The following is a 20749-nucleotide window of genomic DNA, read 5'->3' as shown; positions in this document are numbered from 1 at the left end:
GGGAAAATCGGCGTGGCAGTGAAAATCGCCGAGATCGGTTCGCCTCAACTCACCCATCTGCGGCCAGTTTTGTTGGCGTGAGAGGGGGCTTCAGCGTGTTGGAATCGTCGCAAGTCAGAATGCTGCGTTTGTGCGGTTCTCGGTTTGCCGGCACGCGCAAGGCATGCGTGATGGTCGTAAGGAAGGGGCTATCTGCGGCGGTCGGGCTCCTGTCGGTCGACAGCGGAAAGCCAGGCTTGCTCCGTGCGCAACTCGCGGCGCTCTCGCGATTGGTTCCGTTGCTCTACTTCATCCTTGTTGCAAACGCATGGGTCGTCTCATCCAACTTTATCGGGAAAGCGCCCGATTGGCTGACGCTCGGTGTTGCCTTGTTGCTCAGCGTCGTTTGTTGCGTCAGGCTGGTCGTGTGGTGGCGTAAGCGAGAGCTCGCGCTGACCGACGAGCGAGCGCTTCGTGAGCTGCGACGGACGAACTTGCTGGCCGCCATTCTCGGCTTGGCGTTCGCTGCGTGGGGATTTGCCCTGTTCCCGTATGGTGACGCGTACGAGCAAGCCTTTGTCGGCCTGTTCGAGACCATCGTGATGCTCAGCAGCATGGTGTGCCTGATTCATTCGCGTTCGGCGGCAGTGACTGTCGCGCTCACCGTCAGCCTTCCCTTCGTGGTGTTCTTTGCGTCGACTGGGGTTCCCGTTTTCGTCAGCATGGCAGTCAATTTCACGCTGGTGACGGTCGCTATCGTTATTGTCATATCGATTCAATATCGTGACTTTACCCGGATGGTCGAAGCGCAGGCGCGGGCGGAGTTGCTCGGCAACGAGAATTTGCGCCTCGCGAATCTAGACAGTCTCACCGATCTGCCGAACCGGCGGGCATTTTTCAGTCGCATTGGGGACGTGCTGCAGGACGCTTCGTCGGATCAATCGCGTGTCGCCCTTGCAATTATCGACCTGGATGGATTCAAGCCGGTCAATGACCTTTATGGTCACGCGGTCGGCGATCGGTTGCTGATCGAGGTTGCCAGGCGGCTTTCCGATCAATGTGCGTCCGACCGGGATGTATTCTTGGCGCGCCTCGGCGGAGATGAATTTGCGTATGTCGTCGCCAACGCGCCGAAGGACGAAGCGCTTGTCGCACAAGCAGACCAGCTTGCGCAATCGCTGCGATTGCCTTTCGTTCTGCCCGAAGCAACCGTGAAGATCTCCGGATCGATAGGGATCGGAGTTTATCCGGAGATGGCATCCTCCGTAGAGCAGTTGTTCGAGCGTGCCGACTACGCTCTTTATCATGGCAAGGGCGCCAAACGTGGTGAAGCGGTGCTGTTTTCCTCGAGCCATGAAGCGCAGATCAATCGTGACGCCCGCATTGAGCAAGCCCTGAAGCTGGCTGACTTTGATGAGGAGCTGACAGTCCTGTTTCAACCCATCGTCGACATTCGATCGCAAGCGACGGTTGGCTTTGAAGCGCTGGCGCGCTGGACCAGCCCGATCCTCGGCAAAATTCCCCCGGCGCAGTTCATCCCGGTCGCCGAGCGGGCAGGCATCATCGACTTGTTGACCAAGCCGCTGCTTCGGAAGGCGTTGGCGGCGGCGGCCCGCTGGTCGAGCGATATCCGGCTCTCATTCAATCTTTCAGCCCATGACCTCAATTCGTCCCGGAACACGTTGGCCATCGTCAGCATCATTCGCAACAGCGGGTTTCCGCCGAACAGGATCGACCTCGAAATCACCGAGACCGCGTTCACGCATGACTTCGAGGAGGTCCGCAACTCGGTTGAGTTGCTGCGGCTGCTTGGCTGCGGAATCTCGCTCGATGACTTTGGAACCGGATATTCGAGCCTGTCTCGCCTGCATGCGCTCCCGCTGACAAAGATCAAGATCGACCGAAGTTTCGTCACCAATCTGAACGAGAATCCCGCGAGCTACAAAATCGTCAAATCGCTGTTGGCGCTCAGCCGCGACATGGGTCTCGATTGCGTCATCGAAGGTGTGGAGACTCAGCAGGAACTGGACGTGTTGAAAGAGCTCGGGCGCCTCACGGTGCAGGGCTATTTCTATTCACCGCCGATCGCCGAGGCCGATGTCTTGGGATTTCTTCGGCGCAATGTCAGTGTCGACCCGTCCAGGCAAGCCGAAGGGGTTTAGCGCGGCCGATCGAACACTGAGCGTGCTTCGAAGGAAGCGCGCTCAGATGCCGGATCAGGCTAGGGGCTGCTCCAGATCGTCGGCAGCTCTCAGCCCGCGTACGCCCTGTCGAGGTCGGCGATCACGATCTTCTGCATCTTCAGCATCGCCTGCATGACGCGGTCCGCGGCCTTCCGATCGGGGTCGCCGAGGTAGCGGCTCAGCGCGGTCGGGATCACCTGCCAGGACAGGCCGAAGCGGTCCTTGAGCCAGCCGCAGCGCGATTCCTGGCCGCCGTCGGTGAGCTTCTCCCAGAAGTAATCCACCTGCTGCTGGGTCTCGACGCTGAGGAAGAACGACACCGCCTCGTTGAACTTGTACTGCGGCCCGCCATTGAGCGCGTAGAACCGCTGCCCCTCGAGTTCGAAGCTCGCCATGAAGTCGCTGACGGTCTCGATCTCGGCGTTCGGGAACACCGATTTGTAGAAGGCGACGGCATCGCGGACGTTGTTGTCGAGCCAGAGGAACGGTGTGATCGAAGGCATGACGGGATGTCCTCGCTAGTTTGTCGATCGGGTGGACCTAAAGCGCCCAGGCGCGAAGGCTGCGCCACCGGCGCGCCCAGAGGACGCACCGGTCAGCCATATCCCGACATTTCCCTGCCGTTTTTTTCGATGATTTCGATCGTGGCGGCGCCCGGCCGGCGCGGCCTTAGTTGGCGCTGCCGATCAGGCTTTCCAGCAGGCGCTTGAGCTCGGTGGTCGACTTGTCACCATAGCTCTCGACGATGTGCGCCTCCTGGCTCACCGCCAGCGAGTTCAGACGCCGGCACAGCGCCTTGCCGCGGTCGGAGACGAACATCAAGACCTTGCGGCGATCCTTCGGGTCCTGCACGCGGTAGACCAGCGCGTCCGACACCATGCGGTCGATCATCTTGGTCAGCGTCGGATGGTTGAGCAGCACGGCGTCCGCAAGCTCGCCCATCGAGTGGCCGTTGCCGTCGGACAGCACTTTGAGGATGCGCCACTGCTCGACCGGCACGCCTTCCTTAGCCAGCCGCGTCTCCAACTGCCGGTTGATCTCCCGGTTGGCTTGCGCGAGCAGGTAGGTGAGGTGTTCGGTGATCGGGGAGTTTTCTTTCGGCGGTTTAGCCACGGCGTGAGACCTGGTTCCTGACCCGGTGAATGAATGTCCGGCAACGCATGCCGTTTCTATATGCACTTCAATTGTTGAATATTCAATATTTTCCCCTAGGATATTCCCCCAACCAAGGGGCGGATGCCGTGACCGCCCGCTGGCTGCGTTGCGTATTGCTTCCCAGACAGGAGTTGGCGTGCTCTCGACGGTCTCTTACCAGGCGTATGGCGGCTTGCCCGTCGCGCCGCCGCACCTGTTTCGAAGCCCGTCGTCCTGCGCGGCCGATCTCGCTTTGACCGTCAAGCCGGGCTCCTCGCGCCGCGGTGGTACCGACAGCAAGCTTCGGATCGGCAATTTCATCACCTTCTCCGGCGCCCCGGGAATCTGGGGGCCGATCTCCGCCAACAGCGTCATGCTCGCGGTCGCCGAGATCAACCGGCGCGGCGGCATCCGCGGCCGCGAGGTCGAATTGTCGATGTACGACGCCGGCGGGCCCATCGACGAGGTCGTGCGCCGCGCCGAGCGGGCGATCGCCTATGACGAGATCGACGTCATCATGGGCTCGCATATCTCCGCGGTGCGCCTCGCGCTGCGCAAGGTCACGGCCGGCCGCATCCCCTATGTTTACACGCCGGTCTATGAGGGCGGCGAGCGGACCCCCGGCGTGATGGCGATCGGCGAGACGCCGCGGGCCGAAAGCCGGCCGGCGATCCACTGGCTCACCGAGGTGAAGAAGGCGCGGCGCTGGTACCTGATCGGCAGCGACTATGTCTGGCCCTGGCAATCGCATCGCGCGGTGAAGCGCTACATCAAGGAGGCCGGCGGCCAGGTGGTCGGCGAGGAGTTCGTTCCGCTCGGCGAGGACGATCACGAGCCGCATCTGGCGCGGATCCGCGCCGCCAAGCCCGATGTCGTGTTGATCACCCTGATCGGGACCGACAGCATCACCTTCAACCGCGCCTTCGCCGAGGCGGGCCTCGCCGCCACCACGCTGCGCTATGCGGGCGCGATGGACGAGACGGTGCTGCTCGGCATCGGGCCGGACGCGACGGAGAACCTGTTCTGCGCCTCCGGCTATTTCGGCTGCGTCGACTCGCGCGCCAATGACGAATTCCAGACCAGCTACCGCGCGATGTTCGGGGCGCACGCGCCGCCGATCGGCTCGGTCGGGCAGTCGAACTACGAGGGGATGCGCTTCCTCGAAGCGGCGGCCAACCGGGCCCGTTCGCTGTCGACAGGGCCGCTGTCGTCAGCGGCGCGCAACCTCGTCTACAGCGGTGCGCGCGGCACCGTCACCATTCGTGACGGCCGTGCCGAAATGCCGATCTATCTTGCCGAAGCCGACGGTCTCGACTTCAATGTGATCAAGACGATCTAGCTTGGCACCGTCGTCCGCGAGGCCGACGCCGCGCTTGTCCCAGGGTGCGGTGCCAGACAGGAGCAGGTGTGCATTCGACGCTCAACGTCACCGCAAGAAACCTCCCGTTCCCGCCGTCCCTGTTGTTCAGGAATCTGGCGTCGGCGGCGTCGGATCGCGCGCTTGCGCCGATGGATCGCAGCGGGTTCGGTCCGCGCGGCGCGCGCAACCGGCTGCGGGTCGCGGGCTTCGTCTGCTGCTCCGGTTCGCCGGGGATGTGGGGGCCGGCCACGACCTCGACCGCACAGCTCGCAGTTAGCGAGATCAACCGGCGCGGCGGCATCCTCGGCCGCGAGATCGAGTTCCAGGTCTACGACGCCGGCGGACCGCTCGACGAAGTCCTGGACCGCGCCGAGCAGGCGATCGCGTCCGACGACGTCGATCTCATCATGGGCATGCACACCAGCGCGGTGCGCCTCGCACTGCGTAACCTCATCACCCGCAGCAAGATCCCCTACATCTACACGCCGGTCTATGAGGGCGGCGAACGGACGCCGGGCGTGATTGCGATCGGCGAGACGCCGCGCTGGCAGAGCCGGCCGTCGATCCATTGGCTCGCCGAGACCAAGCGCGCCGCGCGCTGGTACCTGATCGGCAGCGATTATGTCTGGCCGTGGCAATCGCACCGCGCGGTGAAGCGCTACATCAAGGAGACCGGCGGCACGGTGGTCGGCGAGGAGTTCGTGCCGGTCGGCGAGGACGATCACGCGGCGCAGCTGGAGCGGATCCGTGCGGCGAAGCCCGATGTCGTGCTGATCTCGCTGATCGGCACCGACAGCGTGACCTTCAACCGCGCCTTCGCCGAGGCCGGGCTCGCCCGCACCATTCTGCGCTATGCCAGCTGCGTCGACGAAACGTCGCTGCTCGGCATCGGCGCCGACAAGACCGAGAACCTGTTCTGCGCCTCCGGCTATTTTCCCTCGGTCGGCTCGCACGCCGGCGACGATTTCAGGGACCGCCATCGGGCGATGTTCGGGCCGTTCGCGCCGCCGATCGGGTCGTGCGGCGAGTCCGCCTATGAAGGCTTCTGCCTGCTCGAGGCCGCCGCCAACCGCGCCGGCACGCTGGACATCCGGCCACTGCTCGCGGCGACCGACAATCTGGTCTATCGCAGTCCGCGCGGTTCGATCACGGTGCGCAATGGCCATGCCAGGATGCCGATGTATCTTGCCGAAGCCGACGGCCTCGACTTCAGGGTGATCAAGGCGATCTGAGTGGCGGTGCAACACCCTCGGGCAAGCGTTTCGCGAAATAATACTTGAAAAGGAAAATATTTCCGTTTTCAATACAGCGACGGGGTGAGCGGTTCGCGCGGGTCAGCGCGCAGCCCAGCCCCGTGCCGAGGGATCATCCAGGGATCAAAAGCTTCAGGAGAGCGCCGTGACCGTCGTCCTTCCCACGCCAACGCAACTTCGTGCCGTCGCCGAGCAGTGCGGTCTGTCACTCACCGATGAGGACGTGGCCTCGTTCCGCGGCCTGATGCAGGGCTCGGTCGATGCCTACAATCTCGTCGCCCAGATGCCGGACGAACTGCCCGAGGTGAAGTATCCGCGCACGCCCGGCACTCGTCCGGCGCCGGAGGAGAACAAGCACAACGCCTGGTATCGCAAGTCGACGGTGAAGGGCGCGGCCTCCGGCAAGCTCAAGGGCAAGACGGTGGCGCTGAAGGACAACATCATGCTGGCCGGCGTGCCGATGACCAACGGCTCGTCGACATTGGAAGGCTATGTGCCCGACTTCGACGCCACCATCGTGACCCGGATGCTGGACGCCGGCGCCGAGATCAAGGGCAAGGTGCATTGCGAGCACTTCTGCCTGTCCGGCGGCAGCCACACCGGCTCCTACGGGCCGGTGCACAATCCGCACAAGATGGGCTATTCGGCCGGCGGCTCGTCGTCGGGCTCCGGCGTCGTGGTCGCGCTCGGCGAGGTCGACATGGCGATCGGCGGCGACCAGGGCGGCTCGATCCGGATGCCGTCCTCGTTCTGCGGCACCTACGGCATGAAGCCGACCTGGGGCCTCGTGCCCTACACCGGCATCATGCCGATCGAGATCTATGTCGACCACACCGGCCCGATGACCGCGACCGTGGAAGACAATGCGCTGCTGCTCGAAGTACTCGCCGGCGACGACGGCTATGACCCGCGCATCAAGGCGCCGAAGGTCGAGGACTACACCAAGGCGCTCGGCAAGGGCGTCAAGGGCATGAAGATCGGCATCCTCAAGGAAGGCTTTGAGCAGCCGACCGCGGAAGCTGCGGTGAACGAAAGCGTGCGCGAGGCGGCCAAGCGCTTCAAGGATCTCGGCGCCTCGGTCGAGAATGTCTCGATCCCGATGCACATGGCGGGCGGCGCGATCTGGACGCCGATCGGCACCGAAGGCCTGACCCAGACCATGATGTTCGGCGACGGCTACGGCCTCAGCCGCGGCGACCTCTATTCGACCTCGCTGATGGACTTCCATCGCGGCTGGCGCCGCCAGGCGGATTCGCTGTCCGAGACCACCAAGCTGTTCATGCTGCTCGGCACCTACATCAACAACAATTTCGGTCCGCGCTTCTACGGCAAGGCGCTCAACATCTCGCGAAGGCTCACCGCGGCCTACGACAAGGCGTTCAAGGACTACGACCTGCTGCTGATGCCGACCACGCCGATGAAGGCGACGAAACTGCCCGAGGCCAATGCCAGCCGCGAGGAATACGTCGCGCGCGCGCTCGAGATGATCTCCAACACCGCGCCGTTCGACATCACCCATCACCCGGCGATGTCGCTGCCGTGCGGCATGGTCGACGGGCTGCCGGTCGGGCTGATGCTGGTCGGCCGGATGTTCGAGGAGAGCACCATCTACCGCGCCGCGCACGCCTTCGAGCAGGCCGGCGACTGGAAGAAGATGTGAGGCGCCGCTTGTCGCAGGCCGGAGGGATCGAACACCATGGCTAGCACCTTCGCCGCGGTGTTCGAGATCGTGAGCTTCGGCGCGATCATCGTGCTGGTCGTGCTCGGGCTCGGCATCATCGCCAGCATGATGGGCATCTTCAACTTTGCGCAGGGCGAGTTCGTCCTGCTCGGGGCCTATGTGACCTACCTGGCCTATGCCCATGGCGCCCCGGTCTGGGTCGGCATGATCGCGGCGCCCTTCGTGGTCGGCGCGCTCGGCTTCGTGCTGGAGGCGCTGATCATCCGGCGCTTCTACGCCGCGCCGATCGTGGCGATGCTCGGCACCTACGCGCTTGGGCTCATCATCCGCGAAAGCGTACGCGGCTTGATCGGCGGCTTCTATCTCACCGTGCCGGAGCCGATCGGCGGGTCGATCGACCTTGGCTCGGTGCACATCTCGGCCTGGCGCTTCACCATCATCGTGATCACGCTGCTGGTGATGGGGGCCTGCTACCTGCTGCTGGCGCGCACCTCGTTCGGGCTGCGGGTCCGCGCCACGCTGGAGAACCCGGCGCTGGCGCGCGCCTCGGGCATCTCGACACCATTGATCTACGGCGCAACCTTTGCGTTCGGCGCGGCGCTGGCCGGGCTTGCCGGCGCGTTGATCGTGCCGGTGTTCAGCCTGTTCGCCGATCTCGGCATCCGTTTCCTGATCCAGGGCTTCGTCGCCGTGATGGTCGGCGGGGTCGGCTCCTTCATCGGTCCGGTCGCCGGCGCCGGCCTGATCGGCACGCTCAGCGCGGCGCTGCCATGGGTGATGTCGCCTGTCGTCGCCGACGTGCTCGTCTTCGTGCTCGCCATCGCCTTCATCAAATTCCGGCCGCAAGGCCTCATTGCTGGGAAAGGGGTCTAATCACCATGTCGATTGAACGCATGAACCTGACGCGCCGCCGCTTCATGGGCAATTTCGCCTTCGCGACCGGCGCACTCGCGACCGGAGTCGGTAGCTGGGTGATCAGGCCGGATTGGGCCAACGCCGCCGAGGGCCCGATCAAGGTCGGCATCGCGACCGACCTGACCGGCCCGATCGCCTATGCCGGCAACGCCGACGCCAACGTCGCCAAGATGGTGATCAAGGAGATCAATGCCGGTGGCGGGCTGCTCGGCCGGCCGCTCGAGCTCTACATCGAGGACACCGCCTCGAACGAATCGGTCGCGGTCGGCAATGTCCGCAAGCTGATCCAGCGCGACAAGGTCGACATGGTGCTGGGCGGCATCACGTCGTCGATGCGCAACGCGATCAAGGATCCGATTGTGGCGCGCGGCAAGACGCTCTACATCTATCCGCAGCTCTACGAGGGCAAGGAGTGCACGCCCTATCTGTTCTGCACCGGGCCGACGCCGGCGCAGCAATGCGACACCTTCATTCCCTGGCTGATCAAGAACGGCGGCAAGAAGTTCGCGCTGCCCAGCGCCAACTATGTCTGGCCGCACACGCTCAACGTCTACGCCCGCAAGGTGATCGAGGACAATGGCGGCGAGGTGGTGTTCGAGGAGTATTACCCGCTCGACCAGGTCGACTTCTCGGCCACGGTGAACCGCGTCATCTCCAACAAGGTCGACGTGGTGTTCAACACCGTGATTCCGCCCGGCGTCGGTCCGTTCTTCAAGCAGCTCTATGAAGCGGGCTTCCTCAAGAACGGCGGTCGGCTCGCCTGCGTCTACTATGACGAGAACACGCTCAACATCAATCAGGCCAACGAGATCGAGGGGCTGGCCAGCTGCCTCGACTACTTCAAGGTGCTGACCAAGGAAGATCCGTTCGACGCCAAGCTGCAAGCGGCTTACGAGAAGGATTTCCCCGGCAACTTCCTGTTCGCGGCCGGCAGCGCCGCCACCGGAACCTATCGCGGCCTCAAGCTGTGGGAAGCGGCGGTCAAGAAGGCCGGCAAGATCGACCGCGAGTCGGTTGCGGCCGCGCTCGACCACGCCAAGATCGCCGAAGGGCCGGGCGGGCCGGCCGAAATGGTGCCGGGCAAGCGTCACTGCAAGATGAAGATGTACACCGCTGTTGCCAAAGGCGGGAACTATGAGATCGTGGCGCGCAGCGACGGTCTCGTTGATCCCAAGGAGTGCTGAGCGATCAATGGGTAGAGCAAGCGAGGCCGTCGCACGCGTCGGTGAGGAACCAGATGTCGTGACGGGTGAAAGTGCACCGGCCGCACGCGCGCCGGCGGGACAGGCATCGGCAGGATGGAAGGTCCTGCCGATCGTGGAAGGGCTGGTGCTGCTGATCGCACTGGTCCTGCCATGGGTGCTGCAGGATTATCTCACGGTGTTCGCCACCCGCGTGGTGATCCTCGCGCTGTTCGCGTTGTCGTTCGACCTGGTGTGGGGCTATGCCGGCATCATGAGCTTCGGCCAAGCGCTGTTCTTCGGCGCCGCCGGCTACGGTGTGGCATTGATGGCGCGCGACCTCAACGTCACCTCGATCCTCTTGATCCTGCCGGCCGGCGCCTTGATTGGCCTCACCGCATCGCTGTTGCTCGGCGGCTTCCTGCTGCTCGGGCGCTATCCTTCGAGCGTGATCTTCGTCTCGCTCGGCACGCTCACCGGCTCCTATGCCGCCGATCGGCTGGCGCGCGGCTGGTACTATCTCGGCGGCCAGAACGGCATCCCCTCGATCCCGCCGCTGACCCTCGGCAGCTACGAGTTCGAAGAGGGGCCGGTCTACTACTATATGGTGCTCGGCATCCTCGTCGTGGTCTATCTGCTGTGCCGCTTTTTGGTGCGTTCGCAGTTCGGCCTCGCGCTCGCCGGCCTGCGCGAGAACGAGCAGCGCATCGCCTTCTTCGGCTACAAGGCGCAGCACCTGAAGGCGATCATCTTCGCGGTCGGCGGCACCATCGCCGGCCTCGCCGGCAGCCTCTATGCTTTCCACGAAGGCTTCGTCTGGCCCAACATGCTGGGCGTCGTGTTCTCGACCCAGGTCGTGCTCTACGTGTTGTTCGGCGGCTCCGGCACCTTGATCGGCGCCGTGATCGGCACCGTGATCATCGAGGGCGTCAGCTTCTGGCTGTCGGACAATTACCGCGACATCTGGCCGATCATCCTCGGCGTGCTGCTGCTGCTCGTCATCATGTTCCGCCCGCTCGGGCTGATCTCGTTCGTGCTTGGCGAGCGCGAGCGGGTGGGCAGTTTCGGCAAGGCGCCAAAGGAGACCGGCAATGCCGCTCCTTGAGGCGCAAGGGATCAGCAAGGTGTTCGGCAAGCTCACTGCGCTTGACGGCGCGGCGTTGACCGTCGGCGAGAACGAGTTTCACGGCCTGATCGGCCCGAACGGCTCGGGCAAGAGCACGCTGATGAAATGCGTCGCCGGCGCCGAGGTGCCGACCACGGGCAAGGTCTCCTTCGTCAACACCGACATCACGGCATTCACGCCGACCGAGCGCGCTCGCGCCGGCATGAGCCTGAAATTCCAGATCACCTCGGTACTCCCCACGCTGACGCTGTATGACAACATCCTGCTGGCGTTGCAGGCGCATTGCTCGCTGTTCGATCTGGTGCTGTCGCGCACCCGCAAGAAGCTCCACGATCAGGTCATGACGATGCTGACCCAGTTCCGGCTCGCCGATCGCGCGCATGATGCGGCGGCGGCGCTGTCGCACGGTCAGCAGCAATGGCTCGAGATCGCGATGGCGCTCGCAGGCAAGCCGCGGCTGTTGCTGCTGGACGAGCCGACCGGCGGCATGAGCCTCGAGGAGCGCCGCGTCACCGGCGAGCTGCTGCAACCGATCAAGCAGCATTGCTCGCTTGTCATCGTCGAACACGACCTCGATTTCATCCGCGACATCTGCGATCGCCTCACCGTGCTCGACCAGGGCAAGGTGCTGGCGTCGGGGACGGTCGCGGAAATCCAGGCCAACAAGAGCGTCCAGGAGATTTATCTTCGCCGTGCCTGAGCAAACCTTCCTCGATATAAGGCATCTCGATGCCGGCTATGGCCGCAGCCAGGTCCTGTTCGATGTCAACATCGGCATTCCCTGGCGTGGCGGCGTCGCCGTGCTCGGCCGCAACGGCGCCGGCAAGACCACGCTGATGAAGACCATCGTCGGCGAGCTCGCGAGCTCGCAGGGTGAGTTGTCCTTCGATGGCCGCGACATCACCCGCCGCCGTACCGAGGAGCGGGTGCGCTCCGGTATCGGCTATGTACCGCAGGAGCATTCGGTGTTCGCGCGCCTTTCGGTGCGTGACAACCTCGCGGTCGGCTCGCTGTCCAATTCGGACGCCAGTGCGGTCGATCGGGTGCTGGCGATCTTCCCGAAGCTCGGCCAGCGGCTCGACCAGCCGGCCGGTACGCTGTCCGGCGGGGAGCGCAAGATGCTGGCGATCGGCCGCGCCATGCTCGGCAACCCGAAGCTGCTGCTGCTGGACGAGCCGACCGAAGGCGTCTGGATCGGCGTGATCGAGGAGATCACCGAGCGGCTGATCGAGCTCGCCAAGAACATCTCGGTCGTGATCGTCGAGCAGCATCTCGACCTTGCGCTGCGCGTCGCCGACTACGCCTATGTGCTGGACCGCGGCCGCGTCGCGCTGCAGGGCGAGGCAGGTAAGGTGCGGAGCGATCCGGAACTGCTGCGGTATCTCGCGCCATAGATTTCCGGTTCCACAGGAACGAAGCGTCCCCGGTTGCCGTTGGCCCGCGGGAGGACTTCACCGATGCGTTATTTTTCGATTGCAGCCCTTTTTGCCGTTGTCGCGATGAGCAGCGGTGCAGCGCTGGCGCAGCATGCAGGCACCTCGGCGGAACAGAAGGCGTGCTCGCGCGATGCACAGCGCTTTTGCCGCAAGGACCTCGGCAATGACGGCGCCGTGCAGAACTGTCTTCAGACCAATCGCGACAGTTTGAGCCGAAGCTGCAAGAAGGTGTTCAAGAGCCACGGCATGTAGCCGTCGCTTGCTGCGGCAATGCGTCGGCTCAGTGCGATGACGTCCCGTCGACGTGCTTGACGAGATGTGCCCGCGACGGCGAAGGGTCAAACCGGTCCGCGAAATACTGCGTTTCGTGGACGACCAGCCCGTCGCGGAATTCCATGATGCTCACCACGTAGGATGGCCTGTCGTCATAGGTCAGGATGTACTCGGTGATCCACAGCTCGCCACCGCCGAGGATACGCCGGATCGCGAACCGCTTCTTGTTCGGCTGCACCGTGCGGCTTTGCTGGATGTGATGCCGGCCGCGGATCCGCTCGCCCGATTGCGGATAGTCGAGCACGGCATCCTCGGCGTAGATGTCATGCTCGCGCTCGAAGTCGCTGGCATCGGACGCTTCCCAATGGCGCTGCAGCGCCGCCCGCACGGCTTGATCGTTCATCGTAATCTCCCGGCTGTGCCCCGCGTGTGATTCCGCGAAGGTCTGAGCGTGGATGGCAAGAGCAATGTGATCAAGAGGGCGTGGCCGGTCTCTCCCGTCATTCCGGGGCGTGCGCAGCGCGAGCCCGGAATCCATTCCACCACTTGTGTTGCGGGTCAATGGATTCCGGGCTCGCGCCAAGAGGCGCGCCCCGGAATGACGGGCAGAGACGCTCGGTGTTCGTCCCGGCCCTGAGCGACGACCCATAACCATGAATGCAAATTGCCTTGCCAAGCTGTGGCCACAGCGCGCTCCAACGACGCAGCCCTGTGGTTATGGTTCCCTGCTTTCGCAGGGACGACATCGTGTGTTGTTTGGGATGCTTATCGCCAACGTCGCGGCGCAGTCGCGCCGCGCTTACTTCACCGCGGAGAAGCGGGTGTCGAACGAGTTGGTCTGCACAACCGGCGCAGAGCCGGCGAGTTGGGTCGCCGCCGGCGCGGCTGCGGCGGTGTCGGTTGCTTGCGGCTTCGGTGCGGGCTTGGCGGTGACTTTCGGCTCGGCCTTCGGGGCGACGCGCACAACCGATTGCGGTTTGGCATCGGCGACCTTCGGCTTGGCCGGTGCGGCAGCGGCCGGCGCCGGTGCGGCGGTCTTGCTGGCGTCGGCGGTGGCGCCACCGATGCCGACCTTGCGGGCAAAGCTCGAGAGGAAGCCTTCGGACTTGTCCGACGCATTCGCCGAAGCGACACGGGTGTTGGCTGCGGGCGTTGTCGACGACGTCGTTGCCACCACCGGCTCGTCCTGCTGGACCGCGAGGTTGGGCCGTGGCGGATTGACCGTGCCGGGGATCGTGCCGGGCGCGCGGGCGAGCGACATCGATTGCAGCGCCTGGCTGTCGCCGCCTTCGGAGAGACCGGTGTTTCCTTCCGGAATCTTCGAGGCGAAGATCGCGTTCATGCCGCCGTCGATGCCGGTGTTGAGGCGCGCCACCGGCGTGCCCTTGGACACCAGCTTGGCAGTCTCGGCGGCGTCCTGCTGCTCCTTCTCGCGCACCGCGCTCGCGATCTCCTCGGGGACCACATAGGCCGGGCACTTCGCGGAAGCATCGAACACCGGATCGCGCGTGGCGTTCGGTGCCTTGACGGCGTCGAACACGTATTTCTTCTCGCAGAAGTCGACCTTCGGCTCCTGCTTCGTCACTTCGAAATGATCATAGCCTTCCTTGATCATCTTCCAGAAAGGCATGTTCGGATTGTTGCGGTGCTTGGCCATGTTCACCGGCGTCATCCGGAACGGATAGGCCTGCAGCTGGAACGCCTTCTGGCCGCCGAAGAAGGACTCACGGCCCAGCGAATAGATTTCCGCAATCTGCTCGTCGGTCATTGCGTAACAGCCGCGCGAGGAGCAGTCGCCATGCACCATCAGCTGCGAGCCGGTACGGCCGAGCGCCTTGTCGAACGCGTTGGGATAGCCGGTGTTGAACGAGAGATAGTAGGCCGACTGCGGATTCATCTGGCTCGGGTTGATCGAGTAGAATCCCTCTGGCGCCTGGCGGTCGCCCTCGCGGACCTTCGGGCCGAGATCGCCCGACCAGCGGCAGATCGGATAGGTCTTGAGCAGTGCGAACTGGCCGGAGCGGGTCTGCTTCCAGACCTCGAGCTCGGCCTCCTGCTTGAACAGCCGCACCAGGATCGGCGACTGCATATCCATGTCCTTCTCGGTCATGGCAGCGACGAGTTTCGGCGGGACCGGCTGGTTGGCCTTGGCGTTCTGGGCGAGCGAAATCTGGTCGCTGTCACAGCCGGCGAGCATGACGCCCGCGGCGAGCACCGCCGAAGTCAGAAGCGCGCGTACGAGCGTGCGATGAGTCAAGTCCGAGCTCCACACCCACCGGGCGATTTTCGCGACCCCAACACGGCGAATATGCCCTGAAGCCATTGTGTAAAATATTAGCCTTCGACCACCCCTGCTCGCAACCTGAACCGGGGCTGACAGCCCTCACGGTAGCAGGCATGGTTCAAGGAACGTTAAAGACCCGCCTCGGGGCCCAATTACGGCGAAATCGGCCGATTTGGACGAAAAATCCGGCCGTTTGGACGCCTCAGCCGAGCTTGCGGCCGATATCGAGGAACTTCTGGCGCCGCTGTTTGCGAATCGCGTCCGGATCAAGATTTCGTAGGTCGTTCAAGGCCTGGGCGATGGCATCGCCGGTGGTCGCGATCATCGCGGCGGGGTCGCGATGTGCGCCGCCGGAGGGCTCCTTGAGGATCTGGTCGATCACGCCGAAGCGCAGCATGTCCTGCGCGGTGATCTTCATGCTGTTGGCGGCCTCCTGGGCCTTGGTGCCGTCGCGCCACAGGATCGAGGACGCGGCCTCCGGTGAGATCACGCTGTAGATCGCGTGCTCCATCATCAGCACGCGGTTCGCTGTGGTGATGGCGATGGCGCCGCCCGACATGCCTTCGCCGGTGACGATCGCGATATTGGGCACGCCGAGCGACAGGCAGGCATCGGTCGAGCGTGCGATCGCCTCGGCCTGGCCGCGCTCCTCGGCACCGATGCCGGGATAAGCGCCGGCGGAATCGACGATCGACAGCACCGGGATGCCGAAGCGATCGGCCATCTCCATCAGCCGCACCGCCTTGCGGTAGCCTTCGGGGCGCGCCATGCCGAAATTGTGCTTGATGCGGCTGTCGGTGGTGGCGCCCTTCTCCTGGCCGACCACGCAGATGCTCTCGCCGCGGAAGCGGCCGAAGCCGCCGATCAGCGCTTCGTCGTCGGCGAATTTGCGGTCGCCGGCCATCGGCGTGAATTCGGTGATCAGGCCGCCGATGAAATCGGTGAAGTGCGGCCGCTGCGGATGCCGCGCCACCAGCGTCTTCTGCCACGGCGTCAGATTGGCGTAGAGGTCGGTGAGCGCCTGCGCCGCCTTGTCCTCGATCCGCGCGACCTCGTCGCCGATGTCGCTGCCGCTTGCGGCAAGCGTGCGCAACTCGTCGATCTTGGATTCAAGCTCGGCGACGGGTTTTTCGAAGTCGAGATAGCTGCGCATCGGGTCGGGCATCAACTCAATATAGGGAGGAACGGTGCGAGGGGCGAAGCGGTTTCGGCGTGATACAGAGAAGTTACGTAACTTCAAATGGTTAACGCGCATTCGGGCGGTATGCGCGCTTCGGGATCGCAGGCAGGTGACGCTCTTTCCGCGGAGATGGTGCGGAAGTCAAGGCGGATCAGGTGGCGGTATCGATGTCCGGTGGGCGCTGGACTTACTTCTCCGCCAGCGGATGCAGGTCGCGGACCAGGCTCTTCAGCCGCTCCTCGACCACATGCGTGTAGATCTGGGTGGTCGAGATGTCGGTGTGGCCGAGCAGGGTCTGCACGATGCGCAGGTCTGCGCCGTTGTGCAGCAGATGGCTGGCGAAGGCGTGACGCAGCACGTGCGGCGAGACCAGCCGCGGCGCGAGGCCGGAGGCGCTCGCGAGCTCCTTCAGGTCGCGGGCAAAATGCTGCCGGGTCAGATGGCCGCTCTCGCCGGAGGACGGAAACAGCCATTTCGATGGCGCGGCCTTCTTCGCCTTCGGCGTCATCACCTCGAGCGCCGCAAGGTAATCCGCCATCGCCTGGCGCGAGGCATCGTTCAGCGGCACCAGCCGCTCCTTGTTGCCCTTGCCGCGGACCACGATCATCCGCGCATCGCGTCGCGCCGCGGAGACCGGCAGCGACACCAACTCGGAGACGCGCAGGCCGGTGGCGTAGAGCACCTCGAGCAGGCAATAGAGCCGCAACGCGCGCAGCCGCTGCGCCGGCGAGACGTCGGTCTGGGTCAGCTCCCTGGCGCGGGTCAGCATGCGGTCGACGTCGGAGATCGACAGCACCTTGGGCAGGCCGCGGCCGCGCTTCGGGCCGGACAGGATCGCGGCCGGATCGTCGGAGCGGACCCGTTCATTGAGCAGGAAGCGGTAGAGATGCCGCATCGCCGACAGCCGCCGCGCGACACTGGTCGACTTGAAGCCGCGGGTGTCCAGGTCGGCGAGGTAGCCGCGCAGCGCCTCGGTGTCGGCGCTGGTGAAATCGGCGCCGGCATGGCCGAGGTAGTCGGAGAAATCGGTGAGGTCGCGCCGGTAGGCGTCGAGCGTGTTGCTGCCTGCGCCCTGTTCCGCGGCCAGCATGTCGAGGAACAGCGCGGTCAGTTTGGCGTCGGAGGACTTGGCCGGGATCTTGGCCGGGGTCTTGGTGCCCGGCTTGGCGGATGTCTTGGTGATCTTGGCGGAAGCGGTCATGCCAAGACTCATAGCGCCTATTTCTTGAGGAACTTATCCGGCGGGATGGTCACCGTCATTTCGCGCGGCTTCGGCTGCACGAAATTCGCCAGCGCGAAGACGATGCCGTAGCCGATCCCGAAAATCACGGCGACGACCGTCAGGAAGCGGAACAGGCTGGGCATGGAGGCGACTCGGGCGGCGAATTAACCAATGAAATCATCCAACATGTTCCCCGCGCGGTTGCAAGAGTCGCTGGTAACGGTGTCGCCGGGGGTAGTATAGGTTGCTCGAATTCTGAACAATTCGTCCCAATATCCGAGCTTTTTGATGTCCGACGCAGCCGTCCCAGCGTCCACCACCCACCCGACCCTCGAGGCCGATATCACGGCCGCGCTGGGGCCGCGGTCGATCGTGTTGGTCGGCATGATGGGGGCCGGCAAGTCGACCATCGGCCGGCGGATGGCGGCGCGGCTGAAGCTGCCGTTCACCGATGCCGACACCGAGATCGAGACGGCGGCGGACATGACGATCCCGGAGATCTTCGAGACCCATGGCGAGCCGTATTTCCGCGACGGCGAGGCGCGGGTGATCGCCCGCATCCTCGACAGCGGCCCGGTGGTGCTGGCCACCGGCGGCGGCGCGTTCATGCGCGAGGAGACCCGCAACCGGATCCGCGACCGCGCGATCTCGATCTGGCTCAAGGCCGACAGTGATATCATCATGCGCCGGGTCCGCCGGCGCGCCGATCGGCCGCTGCTGCAGAACGCCGACCCCGAGGCGACCGTGAACCGCCTGCTCAGCGAGCGCGAGCCGGTCTATCGCCGCGCCGACCTGACGATCGCCTCGCGCGACGTGCCGCATGACCGTATCGTCGACGAATGCCTCGCAGCCCTGCATGCGCATCTGTGCGGCGTGCGTCCGGCCAGTGAGCCACCATCTGATGGAATGAACACGACCTCATGACTGCGCCCTTGAAACATTCCGCCTCCGTTACCGTCGACGTCGCGCTCGGCGACCGTGCCTATGACATCGTGATCGGCCGCGACGTGCTGGCCTCGCTCGGCGACCGCGTCGCGGCGCTGCGCCCCGGTGTGCGGACCGCCATCGTCACCGACCGCACCGTCGCCAGGCACTGGCTGGAGCAGACCGAGGCGTCGCTCGCCGCCGCGGGCGTGCCGACGGCGCGGATCGTCGTCGAGGAAGGCGAGGGCTCGAAGAGCTACGCCACCCTGACGCAGGTCAGCGAAGCGCTGATCGCGGCCAAGATCGAGCGCAACGATCTGGTGATCGCGCTCGGTGGCGGCGTGGTCGGCGATCTCGCCGGCTTCGCGGCGGCGATCCTGCGCCGCGGCGTCGATTTCGTGCAGGTGCCGACCTCGCTGCTCGCGCAGGTCGATTCCTCGGTCGGCGGCAAGACCGGCATCAACTCGCCGCAAGGCAAGAACCTGATCGGCGCCTTCCATCAGCCGGTGCTGGTGATTGCGGACACCTCGGTGCTCGACACGCTGTCGCCGCGCCAGTTCCGCGCCGGCTACGCCGAGGTCGCGAAATACGGCATCCTGGGCGACGAGGCCTTCTTCGCCTGGCTCGAGAAGAACCATGCCGACATCTTCGCCGGCGGCGCCGGGCGCGAGCACGCGATCGCGACCTCCTGTCGCGCCAAGGCCGGCGTCGTCTCCCGCGACGAGCGCGAGACCGGCGAGCGTGCGCTGCTCAATCTCGGTCACACTTTCGGTCACGCGCTGGAAGCCGCAACCGGCTTCTCCGACCGCCTGTTCCACGGCGAGGGCGTCTCGGTCGGCATGGTGCTGGCCGCGGAGTTCTCGGCGCAGCTCGGCATGATCTCGACCGACGATGCCGCCCGGATCGCGCGTCATCTTTCCGCGGTAGGATTGCCGACGCGCCTGCAGGATATCGCGGGCTTCACGCAGGAAGGGCTCGCCGACGCCGACGCGCTGCTGGCGCTGATGGCGCAGGACAAGAAGGTCAAGCGCGGCAAGCTCACCTTCATCCTGCTCGAGGCGGTCGGCCGCGCCGTGATTGCCAACAATGTCGAGCCGCAGCCGGTGCGCGACTTCCTGCAAGCCAAGCTGAAGGCTTAGATCGGGATGCCCCTCCTTTGGATCGTCATCCCGCTCTATCTTTTTGATTCGAGCATGATCTTCTCGGAGAACCGCGACACACTTTTCCGGATCATGCTCTAGCCACGGATCAAATCAGTGGGATGGTTCACCTTCTCGATCGTTCTGCTCTGCCTGCTCATCTCCGCCTTCTTCTCGGCGAGTGAGACCGCGCTGACCGGCGCCTCGCGCGCCAGCATGTTGCGGCTGTCGAAGCAGGGCAACAGCGAGGCCACGGTGGTCTCGAGCCTGATGGCGATGCGCGAGCGGATGATCGGCGCGCTGCTGCTCGGCAACAATATCGCCAATATCGGCGCGTCCGCGCTTGCCACCGGCATCTTCACCGCCTGGTTCGGCGATGTCGGCGTGCTCTACGCGACCGGCGTGATGACGGTGCTGGTGGTGATCTTCGCGGAAGTGCTGCCGAAGACCGTCGCGATCAATGCGCCGGACCGGGTGTCGCTTTTGGTGGCCCGGCCGATGCGGTTGACGGTGTTCGTGCTCGGGCCGCTGCTGACCATCATCGAAGGGATCGTCCGTGCCCTGATGAAGCTGCTCGGCATCAAGATCGGCGCGCATCAGGCCATCCTGTCGCCGACCGAGCGCCTGCGCGGCGCGGTCGATCTGCTGCATCACGAGGGCAAGGTCGAGAAGCAGGACCGCGACATGCTCGGCGGACTGTTGGACCTCAGCGAGCTGCAGGTCTCCGACGTGATGGTCCATCGCACCGAGATGACCATGGTCAATGCCGACCTGCCGCCGGAAGAACTGGTGCGCGAGGTGCTCGCCAGCGAATATACCCGCATCCCGCTGTGGCGGGAGAAGCCGGAGAATATCGTCGGCGTGCTGCACGCCAAGGATCTGCTGCGCGCGATGCGCGCCAATGAAGGCGACATGTCCGCGATCGATGCCTCCGCGATCGCGCTGCCGCCCTGGTTCGTGCCGGAGATGCGCCCGGTCTCCGAACAGTTGAAGGCGTTCCGCCGCCGCAAGACCCATTTCGCCCTCGTGGTCGACGAGTATGGCGAGGTCGAAGGCATGGTCACGCTGGAGGACATCCTGGAGGAGATCGTCGGCGACATCTCCGACGAGCATGACGTCGTCGTCGCCGGCGTGCGGGCGCAGCCGGACGGCTCCGTGGTGGTCGACGGTTCGGTGCCGATCCGCGACCTCAACCGCGCGATGGACTGGCGCCTGCCGGACGAGGAGGCGACCACGGTCGCCGGCCTCGTGATCCACGAGGCGCGCTCGATCCCGGAGCGCGGCCAGAGCTTCACCTTCCACGGCTTCCGTTTCCGCGTGCTCCGCCGCGAGCGCAACCGCATCACCGCGCTGCGCATCGTCGCCGTGCCGCGCGAGGCCGCCGAGCTCGACGAGAAGAAGCCGAAGCGGGCCGGCACGGCGTTCTAGGCGTACGGCTGGTGTCGATCTATCACCGTCACCCTGACAGCTTGTGAAGCT

20 protein-coding genes are annotated in these 20749 nt (G+C 64.8%); 13 read left to right on the top strand and 7 right to left on the bottom strand.

The features are described from left to right. Nucleotides 1-119 precede the first annotated feature (119 nt). A complete protein-coding gene (locus ACTUWL_RS13995; protein WP_291734137.1) occupies nucleotides 120-2141 on the top strand; it encodes a putative bifunctional diguanylate cyclase/phosphodiesterase in 2022 nt (673 codons plus the stop codon). 89 nt (nucleotides 2142-2230) lie between these two features. Here the strand turns inward: ACTUWL_RS13995 and ACTUWL_RS13990 are convergent, their stop codons facing one another. After that, a complete protein-coding gene (locus tag ACTUWL_RS13990) occupies nucleotides 2231-2665 on the bottom strand; it encodes a VOC family protein (RefSeq protein WP_021081554.1) in 435 nt (144 codons plus the stop codon). Between the two features lie 166 nt (nucleotides 2666-2831). Continuing rightward, nucleotides 2832-3275, bottom strand: a complete 444-nt coding sequence (locus ACTUWL_RS13985; protein ID WP_021081555.1) for a MarR family winged helix-turn-helix transcriptional regulator — start codon at nucleotides 3273-3275, stop codon at nucleotides 2832-2834. A gap of 178 nt (nucleotides 3276-3453) precedes the next feature. On the opposite strand from ACTUWL_RS13985, the gene ACTUWL_RS13980 reads away from it, so the two are divergent. The 9 genes from ACTUWL_RS13980 to ACTUWL_RS13940 all read left to right on the top strand — a co-directional run bounded on the left by ACTUWL_RS13980 (nucleotide 3454) and on the right by ACTUWL_RS13940 (nucleotide 12500). Further along, nucleotides 3454-4635 (top strand): substrate-binding domain-containing protein, encoded by a 1182-nt coding sequence (locus ACTUWL_RS13980; protein WP_021081556.1) that lies wholly within the window; start codon nucleotides 3454-3456, stop codon nucleotides 4633-4635. Between the two features lie 68 nt (nucleotides 4636-4703). Beyond that, nucleotides 4704-5888: a substrate-binding domain-containing protein gene (locus tag ACTUWL_RS13975; RefSeq protein ID WP_021081557.1), complete on the top strand. Its 1185-nt coding sequence runs from the start codon at nucleotides 4704-4706 to the stop codon at nucleotides 5886-5888. Nucleotides 5889-6054: 166 nt separating this feature from the next. Further along, entirely contained in the window at nucleotides 6055-7569 is a 1515-nt protein-coding gene (locus ACTUWL_RS13970) for an amidase (protein ID WP_021081558.1), read from the top strand. 36 nt (nucleotides 7570-7605) lie between these two features. Further along, the gene (locus ACTUWL_RS13965) at nucleotides 7606-8463 is read left to right on the top strand and encodes a branched-chain amino acid ABC transporter permease (protein WP_021081559.1); all 858 of its coding nucleotides are present in this window, start codon (nucleotides 7606-7608) and stop codon (nucleotides 8461-8463) included. A gap of 5 nt (nucleotides 8464-8468) precedes the next feature. Next, nucleotides 8469-9689 carry a substrate-binding protein gene (locus tag ACTUWL_RS13960; protein WP_021081560.1) on the top strand — a complete coding sequence of 407 codons (1221 nt, stop codon included), beginning with the start codon at nucleotides 8469-8471 and terminating at the stop codon, nucleotides 9687-9689. 7 nt (nucleotides 9690-9696) lie between these two features. Next, nucleotides 9697-10791, top strand: coding sequence for a branched-chain amino acid ABC transporter permease (locus ACTUWL_RS13955; protein ID WP_021081561.1), 1095 nt, complete (start codon nucleotides 9697-9699; stop codon nucleotides 10789-10791). Further along, nucleotides 10778-11512 (top strand): ABC transporter ATP-binding protein, encoded by a 735-nt coding sequence (locus ACTUWL_RS13950; protein ID WP_021081562.1) that lies wholly within the window; start codon nucleotides 10778-10780, stop codon nucleotides 11510-11512. The genes ACTUWL_RS13955 and ACTUWL_RS13950 overlap by 14 nt, the downstream gene beginning before the upstream one ends. After that, nucleotides 11505-12206 carry a branched-chain amino acid ABC transporter ATP-binding protein gene (locus ACTUWL_RS13945; protein ID WP_021081563.1) on the top strand — a complete coding sequence of 234 codons (702 nt, stop codon included), beginning with the start codon at nucleotides 11505-11507 and terminating at the stop codon, nucleotides 12204-12206. The genes ACTUWL_RS13950 and ACTUWL_RS13945 overlap by 8 nt, the downstream gene beginning before the upstream one ends. A 63-nt stretch (nucleotides 12207-12269) precedes the next feature. Next, the gene (locus tag ACTUWL_RS13940; RefSeq protein ID WP_021081564.1) at nucleotides 12270-12500 is read left to right on the top strand and encodes a cysteine rich repeat-containing protein; all 231 of its coding nucleotides are present in this window, start codon (nucleotides 12270-12272) and stop codon (nucleotides 12498-12500) included. Nucleotides 12501-12528: 28 nt separating this feature from the next. On the opposite strand, the gene ACTUWL_RS13935 is transcribed toward ACTUWL_RS13940, so the two are convergent. The 5 genes from ACTUWL_RS13935 to ACTUWL_RS13915 all read right to left on the bottom strand — a co-directional run bounded on the left by ACTUWL_RS13935 (nucleotide 12529) and on the right by ACTUWL_RS13915 (nucleotide 17350). Continuing rightward, a complete protein-coding gene (locus tag ACTUWL_RS13935) occupies nucleotides 12529-12924 on the bottom strand; it encodes a nuclear transport factor 2 family protein (RefSeq protein ID WP_021081565.1) in 396 nt (131 codons plus the stop codon). A 396-nt stretch (nucleotides 12925-13320) separates the two neighbouring features. Continuing rightward, the gene (locus ACTUWL_RS13930) at nucleotides 13321-14778 is read right to left on the bottom strand and encodes a L,D-transpeptidase family protein (protein WP_021081566.1); all 1458 of its coding nucleotides are present in this window, start codon (nucleotides 14776-14778) and stop codon (nucleotides 13321-13323) included. A 229-nt stretch (nucleotides 14779-15007) separates the two neighbouring features. Then, entirely contained in the window at nucleotides 15008-15970 is a 963-nt protein-coding gene (locus ACTUWL_RS13925; RefSeq protein ID WP_035653081.1) for an acetyl-CoA carboxylase carboxyltransferase subunit alpha, read from the bottom strand. A gap of 202 nt (nucleotides 15971-16172) precedes the next feature. Beyond that, entirely contained in the window at nucleotides 16173-17123 is a 951-nt protein-coding gene (gene xerD, locus ACTUWL_RS13920; protein WP_035653089.1) for a site-specific tyrosine recombinase XerD, read from the bottom strand. Nucleotides 17124-17203: 80 nt separating this feature from the next. After that, entirely contained in the window at nucleotides 17204-17350 is a 147-nt protein-coding gene (locus ACTUWL_RS13915; RefSeq protein ID WP_021081569.1) for a hypothetical protein, read from the bottom strand. Between the two features lie 145 nt (nucleotides 17351-17495). On the opposite strand from ACTUWL_RS13915, the gene ACTUWL_RS13910 reads away from it, so the two are divergent. The 3 genes from ACTUWL_RS13910 (at nucleotide 17496) to ACTUWL_RS13900 (ending at nucleotide 20698) form a co-directional block, all read left to right on the top strand. Next, nucleotides 17496-18131 (top strand): shikimate kinase, encoded by a 636-nt coding sequence (locus tag ACTUWL_RS13910; protein WP_021081570.1) that lies wholly within the window; start codon nucleotides 17496-17498, stop codon nucleotides 18129-18131. Further along, nucleotides 18128-19270, top strand: coding sequence for a 3-dehydroquinate synthase (gene aroB, locus ACTUWL_RS13905; protein ID WP_021081571.1), 1143 nt, complete (start codon nucleotides 18128-18130; stop codon nucleotides 19268-19270). The genes ACTUWL_RS13910 and aroB overlap by 4 nt, the downstream gene beginning before the upstream one ends. A gap of 117 nt (nucleotides 19271-19387) precedes the next feature. Next, nucleotides 19388-20698: an HlyC/CorC family transporter gene (locus ACTUWL_RS13900; protein ID WP_021081573.1), complete on the top strand. Its 1311-nt coding sequence runs from the start codon at nucleotides 19388-19390 to the stop codon at nucleotides 20696-20698. Nucleotides 20699-20749: the final 51 nt, after the last annotated feature.

It is taken from the genome of Bradyrhizobium sp. WCU1, assembly GCF_053474805.1.
The sequence above is the reverse complement of the archived record's forward strand: the minus strand, read 5'-3'. Positions and strand labels throughout refer to the sequence as shown.